The 15,626-nt window shown below is 38.3% G+C and carries 13 protein-coding genes and 2 tRNA genes; 10 read left to right on the top strand and 5 right to left on the bottom strand.

From position 1 onward, the window contains the following. Positions 1-112: 112 nt before the first annotated feature. A complete protein-coding gene (locus ASE74_RS01365) occupies positions 113-2,464 on the bottom strand; it encodes an RND family transporter (RefSeq protein WP_055903192.1) in 2,352 nt (783 codons plus the stop codon). A 121-nt stretch (positions 2,465-2,585) separates the two neighbouring features. Between ASE74_RS01365 and recO the strand changes: the two genes are divergently transcribed. The 3 genes from recO to ASE74_RS01350 all read left to right on the top strand — a co-directional run bounded on the left by recO (position 2,586) and on the right by ASE74_RS01350 (position 3,614). Continuing rightward, the gene (recO, locus tag ASE74_RS01360; protein ID WP_055903190.1) at positions 2,586-3,311 is read left to right on the top strand and encodes a DNA repair protein RecO; all 726 of its coding nucleotides are present in this window, start codon (positions 2,586-2,588) and stop codon (positions 3,309-3,311) included. Between the two features lie 94 nt (positions 3,312-3,405). Next, positions 3,406-3,483 (top strand) — tRNA-Val (locus ASE74_RS01355). Between the two features lie 56 nt (positions 3,484-3,539). Then, positions 3,540-3,614, top strand: a tRNA-Val gene (locus ASE74_RS01350). Between the two features lie 194 nt (positions 3,615-3,808). Here the strand turns inward: ASE74_RS01350 and ASE74_RS01345 are convergent. Then, positions 3,809-4,228, bottom strand: a complete 420-nt coding sequence (locus tag ASE74_RS01345) for a VOC family protein (RefSeq protein WP_055903298.1) — start codon at positions 4,226-4,228, stop codon at positions 3,809-3,811. A gap of 142 nt (positions 4,229-4,370) precedes the next feature. Continuing rightward, positions 4,371-4,574 (bottom strand): hypothetical protein, encoded by a 204-nt coding sequence (locus ASE74_RS01340; RefSeq protein WP_055903188.1) that lies wholly within the window; start codon positions 4,572-4,574, stop codon positions 4,371-4,373. A gap of 49 nt (positions 4,575-4,623) precedes the next feature. Here ASE74_RS01340 and ASE74_RS01335 point away from each other — a divergent pair, with 49 nt between their 5' ends. The 4 genes from ASE74_RS01335 to ASE74_RS01320 all read left to right on the top strand — a co-directional run bounded on the left by ASE74_RS01335 (position 4,624) and on the right by ASE74_RS01320 (position 8,670). Beyond that, positions 4,624-5,961, top strand: coding sequence for a DUF5077 domain-containing protein (locus ASE74_RS01335; RefSeq protein WP_055903186.1), 1,338 nt, complete (start codon positions 4,624-4,626; stop codon positions 5,959-5,961). Positions 5,962-6,081: 120 nt separating this feature from the next. After that, positions 6,082-6,993: a hypothetical protein gene (locus tag ASE74_RS01330; protein WP_055903184.1), complete on the top strand. Its 912-nt coding sequence runs from the start codon at positions 6,082-6,084 to the stop codon at positions 6,991-6,993. 79 nt (positions 6,994-7,072) lie between these two features. Next, positions 7,073-7,699, top strand: a complete 627-nt coding sequence (locus ASE74_RS01325; RefSeq protein WP_055903182.1) for a class I SAM-dependent methyltransferase — start codon at positions 7,073-7,075, stop codon at positions 7,697-7,699. 74 nt (positions 7,700-7,773) lie between these two features. Further along, positions 7,774-8,670, top strand: a complete 897-nt coding sequence (locus ASE74_RS01320; RefSeq protein WP_055903181.1) for an NAD(P)/FAD-dependent oxidoreductase — start codon at positions 7,774-7,776, stop codon at positions 8,668-8,670. Between the two features lie 15 nt (positions 8,671-8,685). Here the strand turns inward: ASE74_RS01320 and ASE74_RS24620 are convergent, their stop codons facing one another. Both ASE74_RS24620 and ASE74_RS01315 read right to left on the bottom strand, forming a co-directional pair. Next, entirely contained in the window at positions 8,686-8,850 is a 165-nt protein-coding gene (locus ASE74_RS24620; protein ID WP_157255310.1) for a hypothetical protein, read from the bottom strand. A gap of 205 nt (positions 8,851-9,055) precedes the next feature. Continuing rightward, entirely contained in the window at positions 9,056-10,510 is a 1,455-nt protein-coding gene (locus tag ASE74_RS01315; RefSeq protein WP_055903178.1) for an amino acid permease, read from the bottom strand. A gap of 435 nt (positions 10,511-10,945) precedes the next feature. On the opposite strand from ASE74_RS01315, the gene ASE74_RS01310 reads away from it, so the two are divergent. From ASE74_RS01310 to ASE74_RS01300, 3 genes are all read left to right on the top strand, one after another. Further along, positions 10,946-11,281: a PadR family transcriptional regulator gene (locus ASE74_RS01310; protein ID WP_055903176.1), complete on the top strand. Its 336-nt coding sequence runs from the start codon at positions 10,946-10,948 to the stop codon at positions 11,279-11,281. 14 nt (positions 11,282-11,295) lie between these two features. Beyond that, positions 11,296-13,035 (top strand): PspC domain-containing protein, encoded by a 1,740-nt coding sequence (locus tag ASE74_RS01305; protein WP_055903175.1) that lies wholly within the window; start codon positions 11,296-11,298, stop codon positions 13,033-13,035. Positions 13,036-13,147: 112 nt separating this feature from the next. Then, positions 13,148-15,595, top strand: coding sequence for a TonB-dependent receptor domain-containing protein (locus tag ASE74_RS01300; RefSeq protein WP_055903173.1), 2,448 nt, complete (start codon positions 13,148-13,150; stop codon positions 15,593-15,595). Positions 15,596-15,626: the final 31 nt, after the last annotated feature.

Genomic DNA, 15,626 nt, shown 5'->3' with positions numbered 1-15,626 from the left:
TATCTAAAAATAAATTAGCCTTGGGTTTAAAACCAAGGCTTTGAATGATAGCTATACTGTTTTAGGTTAAGTGGCTAGATCTGCAAACTCTTAACTGAAAACTCCCAACTTCTTAATGGTCAAACTCACCTATATTTTTTGCAGAATCTTCATCTGAAACCATTTTCCTTACTTTCTTTTTATCCAGCCATAATACCAAGGCTGGCAATAAGGTTAAATTAAAAATTAGGGCTACAAGCAAGGTTATGGATAGGAGTAACCCAAGTACTACAGTTCCTCCAAATGTAGAAGCGGTGAAAATTCCGAAGCCAAAGAATAAAATTAAAGCAATGTGCGTCATACTCACACCGGTTTCAGTAATGGTATCGGTAATTACTTTAGGTACGCTAAAGTTGGTCAGGTTTAATTCTTGCTGATAACGTGTGAGGAAATAAATGGTTTGATCGGATGCCAAACCAAAGGCAATGGTGAAAATCAGAATAGTAGATGGTTTAAGTGAAATTCCAAAATAACCCATTATTCCGGCAGTAATAATCAGCGGCACAATGTTGGGCAATAATGAAATAAACATGATGCCTAAACTCTTAAATTGGGCTAATCTTAAAAGCGAGATCAATATAATGGCAAGCGCAATACTTTCTACCAGGTGCCTTAACATATAATCTGTTCCTTTTGAGAATATAATGCTTGATCCGGTAAGTTCCACATCAAATTTGGAGGGTGGTAAAATGCTGTCAATCCGCGGTTTTAATTCGGCCATTATTGCATCCAACCGTTTTGAACCTACATCGGCCATCTGGAAACTGATTCTTGTGCTTTGATTTCCTTTACTAATAAAGTTCGTAAGCAAACTTGCATTTCCTTTACCGCCATTTGCTATGTAAGCAAGAATGAAATTCTTTTCCAGATTGTCTGGCAACCGGAAAAAAGTAGAATCGTTATTATAAAAAGCTTGTGTAGCATATTTTAAGCCCATATTTACCGAAATTGAACGCGAAAACTCTGGATAAGCCGAAATCATCTTTTCCAGTTTTTCAATTCTTTTTAAATTGGTTAAATTAAAAACGCCGTTCTTTTTCTTTGTATCTACGCTCACTTCCAATGGTAAAATACCTTCAAAATTTTTCTCAAAGAATTTTAAATCTGTTAAAATTTCAGAATTTTTTGGCAGATCATCAACTACATAACCATTTACGTTAATCTTCATCACGCCTATAAAAGCAATAATGGAAATAATAATGGTTCCGATATAAATCAGGCCACTCCTGTTTTGAACAAGTGTATCCGTTTTTACCAGTAACTTGTGTAAAAAGCCCTCTTCAACATGGTTTTGAGGTTTAAGTTTTGGTGCTGGCAGGTAGCTGAAAATGATAGGAATTAAGCATAAACACATTAACCAGGTAACCATTACATTAATTGAGGCTACGCTGCCAAATTGCATTAACAGCTCGCTCCCGGTGAAGTATAATACGCCAAAACCAATAGCGGCGGTAATGTTGGCAATCAGTGTGGTAATGGCAATTCTTTCTATGGTTACACTTAAGGCACGTTGTTTGTCACCATCTTTTCTTAGTTCATTCTGGTATTTATTCAGTAATAAAATGCTGTTTGGGATGCCGATAATTACAATAAGCGGTGGAATAAGTCCTGTTAAAATAGTAAGCTCGAAGCCAAAGAGTACCAGTGTGCCAATACTCCAGATTACGCCCATAATCACTACTAAAATAGGAAAGAAAACGGCATAAAATTTCTTAAAGAAAAATAAAAGTATCAATGCCGAAACAAGGATTGATAGCCCTAAAAACAACACAAATTCGTTGCTCACCAATTTACTTACAGCGGTACGGATATAAGGCAAACCGGAAATATGTACCTGAATTTTAGTGGCCGATTGAAAAGCTTTGGCTTTTGCTTCTATTTCTTTCAAAATCGGGTTACGCGCAGCAGTATTTAGAATTTTGGTGTCGAATGTGATTGCCATTAAAGTGGCATTCTGGCGGTTATAAACCAATCCTTCAAAAAATGGATTGCTATAAATGGTATTTTTAATCGAATCCATTTCAGTGTCGGATTTAACCAATCCACCTGGCAATGGCTTCAGCACAAATTTTTGGTTCACCGTATCTTTTTCCAGTTGGAAAATCCTTCCGGAAGACAATACCTGTTTAATGCCTTTAAGTTTTTGGATCTCATTAGAAAGTTGAACCCATTGATTGTAAACTTCTTTTTTAAAAATATCAGGCGATTGTATCCCAACTACCATCACGCTTCCATCTTCTCCAAAAGTCTTTTTAAAAGCATTGTATTTTACGAAAGCGCTATCTGTTACCGGCAAAATTTTGCTTCCTGTGTAAGAAAGCTTTACATTTTTGGCCTGATAAGCCATAAATATAGTTCCTAAAACAAAAAATACGATGATTGCGATACGGTTCTGAAGAATGAATCTCGATAGCTTAACCCACATGTGCAGCTTAGTTTAATAATAATATTAACGGCAAAACTAATCTTATTTGTAAAACGTGATTACTTTTTGCGCAATTAAATTTGCACAAATAACATACTTTTGAAAAAAATGTTTTATTCGGATGTTGCACAAAGTTAAGGGCATTGTTTTAAAAACCACAAATTACAGCGAAAGCAGTGTGGTGGTGCAGGTGCTTACTGATAAATTTGGCATGCAATCTTATCTGATCAATGGTGTTAAAAAGCCAAAGGCGAAGATTAAAATGAACATGTTGCAATCGCTCCATCTGCTGGATATGGTGGTTTATCATAAAGCAAATACCAATATACAACGGGTTTCGGAAGTTCGGCAAACACCTGTTTTTAAAAGTATTCCTTACGATGTAATTAAAACCAGTATTGTGATCTTTCTAAATGAAGTGTTGTATAAAAGCATTAGGCAGCAATCGGCTGATGAGAGTTTGTTCGATTATATTTTTAATTCTATTGCCTGGTTTGATGAAATTGAGGAGATCAATCCCAATTTTCACCTCTCGTTTTTATTAAAACTTACACGTTTTCTGGGATTTTCGCCGAACGAGAAAAGAAGAAACGACCAAATTTATTTTGATCTCCAAGAAGGCGAGTTCACCTCCCGATTGCCAATGCACTCCAATTATTTACAGTTGGAGGATGCAATAGGCTTTATTTTGCTTTTTAATACACCACTCGAAAAAATTTCGGAAATAAAATTGAGCAATACACAGCGAAGGTTTTTGTTGGATAAGATATTGGTTTTCTATACCTTACATACAGCGTCGTTTGGGGTGGTGCAATCACATAAAATCCTTGAAACTTTGTTAAGTTGAAAAAAAAGAAAAAAAGATTTGCAGAACAGTTTTATAGCACTATATTTGCATTCCCAAACGGAGGATGGGGCATTAAATTTGACAAAATATAAAAGGGAAATTAGCTCAGCTGGTTCAGAGCACCTCGTTTACACCGAGGGGGTCGGGGGTTCGAACCCCTCATTTCCCACCAAGCCTTTCAGTACAACTGGAAGGCTTTTTTATAAAACTTTTGACATATATCCATCAGGGAAATTAGCTCAGCTGGTTCAGAGCACCTCGTTTACACCGAGGGGGTCGGGGGTTCGAACCCCTCATTTCCCACTTAAGTCCTTCAATTTACTGAAGGACTTTTTTTTTTGCCTAAAATTTTTGGTTTAGAGCGCCCATTACACCGATTGGTCGTCCCGATTGAAATCGGGATCATTTCCCACTTAAGTCCTTCAATTACTGAAGGACTTTTTTGTTTCAAACTAATTTCTATAATATCGTCGTCTTGCTGAATTTATTTCAGCATCTTATTTAGGCTCCCATAATTCAATCTTATTGCCTTCTGCATCCATAATATGGATAAATTTTCCATAATCATATGTAGCAATTTCATCGAGGATGGTTACGCCATTTTCTTTAAGTTTTTCCACAAGGCTTTCGATATTCTGCACCCTGTAGTTAATCATAAATTCCTTTTTGGATGGAGAAAAATATTCATCACCTTGTTTAAATGGGCTCCATTGTAGCGATTCTACTTCATCGGGATTGTTGAGGTTTCTTGTTTCAAAACTTGTGGTGCCCCAAGCACTCATTTCAAAACCCAAGTTTTTTGCATACCAATCTTTTGTTTCCTGTGGGTTTTCTGAAAAAAAGAAAATACCACCTATTCCTGTCACTTTTGGAGTATTATCTGTTGCGGGAGTTGAACTGCTTTTTTGCTCTTCCATATAATTTATTTGAGTGGTCTGGTTATTAGTTTGAAGATAGCAGAAATTCATTTCTCATCAAACATTTTTTCTTCACACAAACGATTGATTATAGATTGCAATTGCATGTATTTCATGTTTTTAACACGCAGATTAAACGTTCTCAAATCAAAATACAACCCATAAAATTAACCCTTTTCAGAATAGCATGAGGTTGTAGTATTAATACATCAAAAGCAAGATTATTTAGTTGAAGTTGTGCAAAACCTAAGTGCTTTAAAAACAAACGTTTGCGTTGATTTTTGCTTGTTTTTTTGTTAGAAGTGCCCCATCGCATCATTAAATTAGAGAAAGCAATTTGTTGCATAAGTCCTTGTTTGATACATCATTACTAACCATAAATCTCAACCAAATCAATGAAAAAAATTATCAAATCAATTTCGGGCCTGGCTATAATGGGACTGGTTTTATTTACCAGTTCCTGTAAAAAACAGGAAAATCTACAAGATGCAAACGATGCATCCTTATTACAAAAGGGTAAGTTTGGCCTTGCCAATACTCAATCTCTTGGTGGCACCTCACTTACGGTTTCGATGGGGGGCAACGCTTACGTAACCACCCTGGCATCAGGCGGTGCTGAAACAGTAACTTCAACCAAACTGGCAAACTGGACCAATGCCAACAGTATTTTCAGGGCTTATTTCAGGATCGGTAATACAGGCTCGCTAACCGTTGCGGTAAAGGCATCGGTACCCAGTGGCACAAGTGTTTTAAAAATTACCATTAACGGAACACCGTTTAACGTAACTGCTACAGGAACAGCCAATACCACTTATACTGTTGGTACGGTAAATATCACTACGCCGGGTTATGTAACTGTTCAATTTCAAGGTTTGAGCAAAACAGGAAGTTATTTTGCCGATGTTTCCGATCTGGTAATCAGTGGGCCTGCGGTAGCTTCAAACGTATATTATGCCAATGATCCTGCAAATTATTATTGGTCTAGAAGAGGACCTTCTGTTCATTTAGGATTTTCTGCACCAGCCAATACAGAGTGGTTTTACAATGAGGTTACAGTGCCAACAGGAGAAGATAAGATTGGAAGTTATTACATGGCAAACGGCTTTGATGGTGGCTATTTTGGTATGCAGGTTAACTCGGCAACGGAACGCAGAATGCTTTTTTCTGTATGGAACCCTACTGGCGGAACCACAACCTGGACCAGAAAAGGAACTAATGTTGCCGCAACTAATTTTACTGGAGAAGGAGAAGGCGGTCAATCTTACCTCATTTACAATTGGGTTGCCGGAAATACCTATAAGTTTTTAACACAAGGCAAACCAGATGGGGCAGGTAATACCGTTTATTCATCGTGGTTTTATGCGCCAGAATTGGGCGTTTGGACATTTATGGCTTCATGGAAAAAACCAAATACCAACAGTTATTTATCCGGGTTGTACTCTTTCTTAGAAAACTTTAACGATAAAAATGGTTACCTCGGTAGAAAAGCCCAGTACAACAATCAATGGGTACGCAATGCGGCTGGCAGCTGGACAGAAATTACTACTGCGAATTTCACCGTTGATGCTACAGGTGGTAACCAACAGCGGATGGATTTTGCCGGAGGAGTTTCTGGTGGAAAATTTTATCTGCAAAATGGCGGTTTTTTTGCCAACTATGTCACCCCGAACCAATCATTTACCAGAACCGCTACAGGCACCGCACCAACGGTTAACCTAAACACACTTCCATAACTGTAACAATAAATTGCAAAGCAGGTTGATGTATACTGTTTTGCAATTTATTAATCTCTATAAATTATTTATCTTATTCAATTATAATATCCGAAATTGCCTGCAGAAAAACTGGGGTAAATGCTCAATAAGATTATCAGGTTCATATTCTTTGGAAACTACTTTGTAGGGCTCCTGGCTGTAGCTTTAACCCTCGAAGCTACTTTTCAGCTCAGGTTGCCATTTAACACTTTAAATTATTATTTGTTGTTGTTTCTGGCACCAACCATTTATTATACTTACGCTTATAATAAAGTTTCCACCAATCCATCAAGCACCAATCCCCGCAATCAGTGGTATTTTAAGCATAAACAATTTATAAACTGGAGTCAGGCCATACTATTTATCATTTGTATGCTGCTTGCAATAAAGCTTCTGTACCATAATTTTCATCATATTCTTGCGCTTCCAATTAGTTATTGGGTTGCAATATTAATTATCATTACCGCCGGAGGATTATATTATGGCTTATTGCCCAAATCTTTCCTCAGGTTCAATTTGCGCAATACAGGATGGCTAAAGGCTTTTGTTATCGGCTTTGTATGGGCGTGTTGCGCAAACGTACTGCCCTTAATTATGCTTAAAATAGAAACTGGAATCGGTTACCATGATTCTGTATTGTGGACCTGGCTTTTTATTAAAAACTGGATGTTCTGTACCGTTAATGCAATAATTTTCGATATTAAAGATTATCCTACTGATGCCAATAAGCACCTTCGGACTTTTGTGGTACGTTATGGTTTAAGACGTACAATTTTCAATATTCTGATTCCATTACTGGTAATTGGGCTAATTTCGCTTGGTATATTTGCCAGTTATAAAGGATTTGGTTTGCCACAGGTTTTATTTAATGTGCTGCCGTTTATCCTAACTATTTATGTGGCTTACTCTATGCACCGCAGAAAAAATATACTGTATTACCTGATGGTAATTGATGGGTTAATTCTATTTAAAGCGATATGTGGAATAATCGGAATGCAGTTTGTGCGATAAGGGTTAATTGTTTTAATCGGCTAATAAGTGATCGGTAGTATGTTCAAATAATCAATTATCAAGTATAAACAGTTAACCAATGGATAACAACTACGATAAAATAGCCCCGCATTACGATACCTTAAGCAGGCTGGTGTTCTTTAAATCGCAGGTTAATGCACAGATCGATCAGCTTCAATATCTCCCCGAAAAAAGCAATGTATTAATTGTTGGAGGCGGAACAGGTTGGATATTAGAAGAAATTGGGAAAGTTTATGCAAGCGGATTGAAAATTGTTTACATAGAAATTTCGGCCAAAATGATTGCACGCTCCAAAAAACGCGATTATAGAAATAATGAGGTCGAATTTATTAACCTCGGTATTGAAGAATTTGAAAACGAGTTCCTTTATGATGTAATTTTAACCCCCTTTCTGTTCGATAATTTTGTCGAACAACGCGCCATACAAGTATTTGAAAAGTTAAATATTTATCTCAAGAAGGATGGATTGTGGTTTTTAGTAGATTTTTCGCTTAATAAAACCAATGGTAACTGGTGGAAATGGCTAATCCTCAAATCGATGTACAGCTTTTTTAAACTTTTAGGCATTGTAGAAGCCAATAAGCTTATCAATATGGAGCCATTTTTTTTGAAGGCCCAGTACCAGATTATGGCAGAAAGACTGTATTATGGAGGCTTTATCAAGGCAACAATCTTCATAAAATAAAATGACATTCATTTAATGCAATATTGTTGCATTAAACATCAAGAATCTGATCTTTGTATTAAAATATATTAGATATGGATTTCGATGTAATTATAATTGGTGGCAGTTACGCCGGTTTATCAGCCGCATTAACCCTAGGCAGGGCAATAAGGAATGTTTTGGTAATCGATGCTAATCAACCCTGCAACCGGCAAACCCCGCATTCGCATAATTTTTTAACACATGATGGTGATAAGCCTCTAGATATCGCAAAAGCTGCAAGAGCAGAAGTGTTAAAATATCCAACAGTTAAATTTTTAGAGGCAAGGGTTAACTCCGCAAAGCGTATTGATGGTGGTTTTAGTGTTGCAATAGAAAAAGGCGAAAATTTTACCTCTAGAAAAATTTTGTTGGCTACAGGACTCAAAGATGTATTGCCTGACATTAAAGGGTTGGCTGAGTGCTGGGCAATTTCTGCGGTACATTGTCCTTATTGCCATGGTTATGAAATCAGGAATGAAAAAATAGGACTATTAATGAATGGTGACCATGCTTTCGAAATGGCCAAAACCGTACGGCATTGGAATAAAGATTTAACTGTTTTAACCAACGGAAAATCGCGCTTAACTGTAGAACAGCGTAGTATGCTAAAAGCAAAATCAATTGAAATAATAGAAAATGAAATTGAAGCCCTGGCGCACCAAAATGGTGATCTTGAAGCGGTAATGTTTAAAAATGGAGATAAACTAAAGTTAAAAGCGATCTATGTGAAACCTGAGGTAGAGCAACATTCGAATTTAGATGAGCAGCTTGGTTTTGATTTAACAGATTTAAAAACGATTAAAGTAGATGAGCAGCAGCAAACAACTGCCAATGGCGTTTATGCGGCAGGAGATTGTGCAACATTATTCAGGTCGCTATCAATCATTACTGCAGCAGGAACAACGGCCGCAGTATGGATGAATAAGGAAATGATTGCAGAAGATTTTTGATCGGTCATCAGGTACTTAAAATAAAATCGCACCTGCTATCGTGGCAATAAACATAGCTGCCATCACAATTCTATCGGCAGTAATCCATTGATCTCTTGTAAGCGGTGCAACCGTTTTTTGTACAGTTTCTGTTTTATGCCTGTGCAGCTTGAAAACTGATGTGTCTAATTTAATAAGCATAGCAATGAATTTAATAGGGTTGATTTTCTTAAGACAAATCCCAAGCCAAAAACTGAGAAAAATGTTTAATTGTTAATAACTTATATTTTTTTGTTATTTAATTGATATTTATGCGGTTGTAAATACGAGTGCTAAACAAGTAAGCCCATTAAACTGTGTAAAATATTGCACAGTTTAATGGGCTCGTGTATAATAATTATGTCTGTTAAAGGTGCTCTGCTTGTTTTTCTCGCGCAGTCAACTTACTGTTCTTTTTACCGTACCAGAAATAAATGGCTAAACCAATAATTAACCAAACTGCAAGTCGCACCCAGGTTTCCCAAGGTAAAAATACCATCATTGCAATGCAGGTTAAAATGCCCAAAATTGGGATGAGAGGCACAAATGGCACTTTGAAAGGACGCTTAGCTTCTGGATCTGTTTTTCTGAGAATGAGGATGCCCACACATACCATTAAGAAAGCAAGTAAAGTGCCTATACTCGTCATTTCGCCAACAACATTCATGGGTACAAATGCAGCAAACAGCGCAATAAATACGCAAAGAATCAGGTTTGATTTGTAAGGCGTTTTAAATTTAGCATGTACATCCGAAAACATCTTTGGCAACAAACCATCTTTACTGATCGAATAAAACATCCGGGATTGTGCCATTAAATCGATTAAAATAACAGATGTATAACCAATTAATATCGCCAAAATAATCGCCTGGCTTAACCATGCGTATGGTGTTTTTTCAATCGCTATGGCAACTGGTGCGCCACTATTGGCAAATTCTTTATAATTGGCCAAACCCGTCATTACGTGCCCGAAAAGGCCGAATAAAACGGTACACACTACTAAAGAGCCAATAATACCGATCGGTAAATCTCTGGCGGGGTTTTTTGTTTCCTGGGCCGATGCAGCAACTGCATCAAAACCGATAAACACAAAGAAAACAAGCCCTGCACCACGCAATACACCACTCCAACCGAACTGACCAAATGTGCCTGTATTTTCGGGGATGTAGGGATGGTAATTTGCAGGATCGATATATTGCCAACCCAAGGCAATGAACACCAATACCACACCAACTTTTAAAAATACAATAATCCCGTTTACTATTGCAGAGCCTTTGGTGCCTCGGATTAATATTGCCGTCATCAATACCACCACTAATGCTGCGGGGATGTTGATAATGCCGCTAACGGTAGAGCCATCTGCAAGTTTCGCAGTTTCGAAAGGGGATAAAGTAAGCTGGGGAGGCAGGTAAATGTGTAAACTGGCTAAAAACCTGGTTAAATACTGCGACCAGCTGATGGCCACCGTAGCACAACCCACAGAATACTCCAACACCAGGTCCCAACCGATAATCCATGCAAACAGTTCGCCCATGGTAGCGTATGAATAGGTATAAGCACTGCCTGCCACAGGGATCATGGATGCAAATTCGGCATAACATAATGCTGCAAAACCACAGCCCAACGCAGCAATAACAAAAGATAAGGTTACCGCCGGCCCCGAATGATTGGCAGCTGCCAGGCCGGTTATAGAAAATAAGCCTGCACCAAGCGTTAGGCCAACCCCGATTAAAATGAGGTTAATAGGGCCCAAAGTTCTTTTAAGCGTGCCTTCGCCGCTTTCGTTCGACTCTGCAACAATGCTGGCAATAGATTTTTTCATGAAAACAAGTTAAGAAGCTGTAAAATTATTAAAATATATTAATTCTATAGTATTTATATATTATTATAATAACCTTTAAAGCTAATAGTTCTATCTGATTTTTTAGGTATTGTCTGCGAGCCATAAATAGTAGCACCAGCCTGAAAGTGGTAAACCTGATCGAACCAGATAGCTCCCAATTTTATCAGAATATTTGAGTTTGAATAAGGGTAAAATTGGGATTATAGGTTAGCGCAGGACTGCAAAAATCGAATGATTATAGGAACTTTCTTTTCCAAAAAAGAGTAAAATACTAAGTTGATTACAGAAATATTTCCAGAAAGCAAAATTTAATTTAAAATTATATCGCTTATTATCAGTGATTTATGTAATTACTTTGATTTATTTTAGTACTATGTATTGCATGGTAGTATATAAAACATATATCTTTGTTATATGATAGCAGAAAATACGCAAACACAAATGCGGAAAGGAATTCTGGAATACTGTGTTTTATCAATCATCTCACGGGGCGAAATTTATGCTTCGGATATTATTGCCGAATTAAGGGCGGCAAAGCTATTGGTGGTTGAGGGAACATTATATCCATTATTAACCAGGCTTAAAAACAATGGTTTGTTAAGCTACAACTGGGTAGAATCTACCTCAGGCCCACCGCGTAAATATTATACCTTAACCGAAGATGGTCGGGGAATTTTATCACAATTAGATCAAACCTGGCAGGAGCTGGCTTATGCTGTAGGTATTTCACAAAAAGGAGCCAATTCATAATTAGTAAAAAAGAAATGGAAAAGACCATCATCATAAATATAGGAAACACGATTATTCATATTGAAGAAAGTGCTTACGAACTTTTAAAGGCCTACCTGAACGAAGTAAAACAGTATTTTGCCAACCATGCAGACGACCTTGAAATTGTAACGGATATAGAAAACCGTATTGCTGAACTGTTAACCGAGCAATTGGAAGAGCAGAAAAAACAGGTTGTAGATTCGGCCAATGTAAACTCGGTAATTGCGCAGATGGGCAAGGTACAGGATTTTGATACCACAGAACCAGGTGAGGAAGAACCCGTAATCAGCAATGCTTACCAGCAGCAATATGCCGAGAAAAAACTTTACCGCGATATGGACGACCGTGTTGTTGCAGGTGTTTGTGCAGGTATAGCGCATTATGTAAACGCAGATCCGAAGTGGATTAGAGTGGCTACCGTGCTTACTGTTTTTCTTGGTGGATCGGGTATTTTGGTGTATGCGCTGCTTTGGATTATTATGCCAAAAGCAAAATCGCGTATTGAGCGGATGGAAATGAAAGGTGAGCCGGCAAACCTGCAAGGCTTCCAAAAAAACCTTGATGAAGAACTGCTGGCCGTAAAAGAACGTTTGGGTGAGGTAAACAAACATGCACAACCGATATTTGCCCGCCTTGGTATTTTTATCAGCGAGTTTTTCGAATGGCTGGGCCGCTTTATTTCGGGTACAGGCAAAGTAATTTTTAAAGTAATTGCGGGTTGTATTGTAGTATTTGGTGTGCTGTTTTTGTTAACACTGATTATTAGTGCAGCTGCTTTTCAGGGTTTTTGGGATGCAAGTATATACGAGTACTTCCCTTTCTCCATCATTAATGAAGGCAATAGGGGCGTAATATTATTTGGCGCATTTATAGTATGTTTTGTGCCGGTTTTAGCTTTGGTACTATTCTCTATCCGGGTTGCATTTAACAAACAGGCCATTAATAAAACACTGTCGTTTGCGTTGTTGATTATCTGGTTGGCTGGTGTGGCGGTAACGGGTTATCAGGCGGCTAAAATATCATCGGAGTTTAAACAGCACGCAGAGTTAACCCAAACTGTTGATCTTAAATCTTTCCCTGCCTATACCATCAACATTGATAAGAGCAAATACTTTAGTAAAGAAGATAGTGTGGCATACCATATTGATGCTAATAACCGCCACCAGATTGTAGTAGACGATTTTGAGGATGGTCCGTTTGTTTCGCCTAACCACATCCGCATTAATATTGAAAAAAGTGAAACCAGCGTAACGCGTTTAACGCAGAAATACGAATCGCAGGGCAAAACCTTCCAAAGCGCATTGCAAAATGCACAGAACATCAGTTACACCTATACTTTAAAAGATGCGGAATTGATTTTTAGTCCGAGGTTTCAATTGCGAAAAGGAAGCATCTGGCGAAACCAGGAAGTAAGGTTAACACTCGAAGTTCCGGTGGGTACAAAATTGATTTTAAAAGAAGATTCATACCGTTACGTAAACAATTATTGGACCTGGGACTGCAAAAACGCAGAAAATGACCACAACGATTTCACCGTTTGGATCATGACGGAAGATGGTTTAAAATGTGTTGCGCAATTAAAAGAAGAAGCCATTAAAAAGCAACAGTTAGAACAAGAGCTCAGTAATTTGGAGCTTATGCACAAGGATAAACCTACTGATACCGTATTTCAGGATTCTGTATCGAACAGGATAAGGGAAGTGAAAGAAGAGTTGGGGATAAAGCCCGAATAATATTTCCATCATTCTGAGCGGAGCGCAGCGCAACCGAGAAACTTATTTATACAGATCTCTCCATTTCGCGGCGCTTCACTTGAGTTGACTATTACACCTAAAAAAAGATACCATGAAAACATTATTAACGTTAATTGCATGCTTTATGGCATGTGGGGCTTCTTTTGCCCAAAAATTAAACACACTTACGGGCAAAATCGTCGATGAAAAAACAGTACCGGTATCGTTCGCCATTGTAAGGGTATTAAATTACCCCGATACTTCGGTGGTGAAAAGTGTATCAACCAATATTGATGGCGCATTTGCAATCGATCAGTTAAAAAACGGTGAGTATGTATTGTCGGTTTCGATTGTAGGTTTTAAAGGTAAAAAGACCGGTCATTTTTCACTTAACGGAGACTTAAATTTACCCGCCATTGGCATAGAAAGTGTAAGCAAACAGTTAAAAGAGGTGAGTGTTCAGGGCAAGAAACCTTTTATCGAACATCAGATTGATAAAACCGTACTGAATTTAGAAAACAGCATTATTGCCACAGGTGGTACCGCTTTAGAAGTGTTAGAGAAAGCACCGGGTGTACAGATAGATCGGCAGACTGACCAGATTAAACTGAACAACAAAAGTGGTATTATGGTAATGATTGATGGGAAAGCCAATTTCCTGTCAGGTGCTGATATTACAACCTTGTTAAGCAATATGAGTAGCGATCAGATTTCCACGATAGAACTGATTACCAATCCATCGGCCAAATATGATGCCGCCGGAAATGCCGGAATCATCAATATTAAACTTAAACGCAACAAGGCATTCGGTACCAATGGTACTGTGAGCGTTAACAGCGGGCAGGGTATTATGCCCGATTCGCCAAGCGATTTGTACCGTGCCGGCGTAAACCTGAATTTAAACTACAGGCAGGGCAAATGGAATATTTTTGGCAACGGTACCGTGGCAAGGAAGGCTCAATTTAACAACACGTATTTAACACGAAGCACTTTATCAGAAGGTTTGGCCAGCGCGCTAACGCAGAATTTCGACCGCAAAAGTAAGGGTGTTGGTTACCAGGTTAAATTCGGTGCTGATTATTATGCTTCAGACAAAACGGTTTTTGGGGTGATGTTTGATGCCAATACGGTAAACAACAAGCTTACCAATTTTAGCAATACCAACATTAATGCAGTGCAAAATGGGGCAACTAACCTCAGTTATATATTACAGGATGCCAATTCGAGCTCTCCGGTAGGCAATTTAACAGCAAACTTTAACATTAAACACGATTTCGATAAAAAAGGCAAGAGCTTAACCTTTGATATGGATTATTCGGGCTTCAGCAATAAAAAGGACGAAAACTTTTTGGCCAATTATTTAAACAGCGGTGGCAGCTCTACCAACAAAACAACTTTAAGAAACAATACCGATGCCGAGATTAGTGTATATGCTGCCAAAACAGATTTAACACTACCACTTTCTAAAACGGCCAAGTTGGAGGCGGGTTTAAAAAGTAGTTATGTGGTTACCAATAACGATTTTATTTCGGAGCAGCTTATTGGTGGGGTATGGCAGAATGATTTGGGTAAATCGAACAATTTTGTATACAAAGAAAACATCAACGCCATTTATGGGAGCTTTTCTAAAGAGTGGAAGGTATGGCAGATACAGCTTGGCCTGCGTGCAGAACATACACACTCAAACGGTACTTCGGTTACCGACCAAAAGGAAGTAGACCGCAATTACCTTTCACTCTTCCCAACGGTGTTTGTTAACCAAAAACTTAATGAAAACAACAACATCCGTTATTCTTATGGCAGAAGGGTAGATCGCCCGAATTACCAACAACTTAATCCATTTGTTTTTTATTTGGATCCGTTAGCGGTTGATCAGGGCAACCCTTACCTTAAACCTCAGTTTACTGATAACTACCAGATTAGCTACAGCTATAAAGAATTTTCGTTCTCGCTAAATTATTCGAATACTAAAGATATGATTACGCAGATCAGTAAACAGGATGATGCCACAAGGGTAATCAGTGTAATCCGCGAGAACCTTGGTCGCTCACAAAATTATTCGGCCGATATAAATGTACCGGTTAAGGTTACCAAATGGTGGAACATGCAGAACAATGTAAGCGTTTATTACAATAAATTCACCGATGGCAACATAGAAGGGGCAGCCTATAGCGCGGGCAAAGCTGCGGTAAACCTTTATACTTCTAACTCTTTTACGTTGCCTCAAAATTTTAGTTTGGAAATTAGCGCCTGGCTTAACTCGCCACGGGTTAACGGTGTAGAGCAAACAACCAATTACCAGGGTGCTTTAAATGCCGGAATACAGAAAACCCTGATGGATAAAAAACTTAAACTGCGATTAAATATGGATGATATTTTGCTCACCAACCATTGGGAAGGAAAACTGGTTTACCAGAACATCAACATGAATGTTGTGAACCATTACACCAGCAGACGGGCAAATTTTAGCATTAGCTATAACTTCGGAAATCAGAATGTAAAATCAGCACGATCAAGAAACACAGCTACCGATGATATGAAAGGCAGAGCGGGGGGGTAGTGTTGAGTTGGGAGTTTTGAGGTGGGAGTTT

Source organism: Pedobacter sp. Leaf216, assembly GCF_001421515.1.
Taxonomy (GTDB): Bacteria; Bacteroidota; Bacteroidia; order Sphingobacteriales; family Sphingobacteriaceae; genus Pedobacter.
The sequence above is the reverse complement of the archived record's forward strand: the minus strand, read 5'-3'. Positions and strand labels throughout refer to the sequence as shown.

What these genes read in the sequence shown, in the direction of transcription:
- ASE74_RS01340 (WP_055903188.1), bottom strand. Translation starts at nt 4,574, where the DNA reads ATGCAACAAATTGCTTTCTCTAATTTAATGATGCGATGGGGCACTTCT.
- ASE74_RS01335 (WP_055903186.1), top strand. Translation starts at nt 4,624, where the DNA reads ATGAAAAAAATTATCAAATCAATTTCGGGCCTGGCTATAATGGGACTG.
- ASE74_RS01305 (WP_055903175.1), top strand. Translation starts at nt 11,296, where the DNA reads ATGGAAAAGACCATCATCATAAATATAGGAAACACGATTATTCATATT.
- ASE74_RS01325 (WP_055903182.1), top strand. Translation starts at nt 7,073, where the DNA reads ATGGATAACAACTACGATAAAATAGCCCCGCATTACGATACCTTAAGC.
- ASE74_RS01300 (WP_055903173.1), top strand. Translation starts at nt 13,148, where the DNA reads ATGAAAACATTATTAACGTTAATTGCATGCTTTATGGCATGTGGGGCT.
- ASE74_RS01365 (WP_055903192.1), bottom strand. Translation starts at nt 2,464, where the DNA reads ATGTGGGTTAAGCTATCGAGATTCATTCTTCAGAACCGTATCGCAATC.
- ASE74_RS01315 (WP_055903178.1), bottom strand. Translation starts at nt 10,510, where the DNA reads ATGAAAAAATCTATTGCCAGCATTGTTGCAGAGTCGAACGAAAGCGGC.
- ASE74_RS24620 (WP_157255310.1), bottom strand. Translation starts at nt 8,850, where the DNA reads ATGCTTATTAAATTAGACACATCAGTTTTCAAGCTGCACAGGCATAAA.
- ASE74_RS01310 (WP_055903176.1), top strand. Translation starts at nt 10,946, where the DNA reads ATGATAGCAGAAAATACGCAAACACAAATGCGGAAAGGAATTCTGGAA.
- ASE74_RS01330 (WP_055903184.1), top strand. Translation starts at nt 6,082, where the DNA reads ATGCTCAATAAGATTATCAGGTTCATATTCTTTGGAAACTACTTTGTA.
- ASE74_RS01320 (WP_055903181.1), top strand. Translation starts at nt 7,774, where the DNA reads ATGGATTTCGATGTAATTATAATTGGTGGCAGTTACGCCGGTTTATCA.
- recO (WP_055903190.1), top strand. Translation starts at nt 2,586, where the DNA reads ATGTTGCACAAAGTTAAGGGCATTGTTTTAAAAACCACAAATTACAGC.
- ASE74_RS01345 (WP_055903298.1), bottom strand. Translation starts at nt 4,228, where the DNA reads ATGGAAGAGCAAAAAAGCAGTTCAACTCCCGCAACAGATAATACTCCA.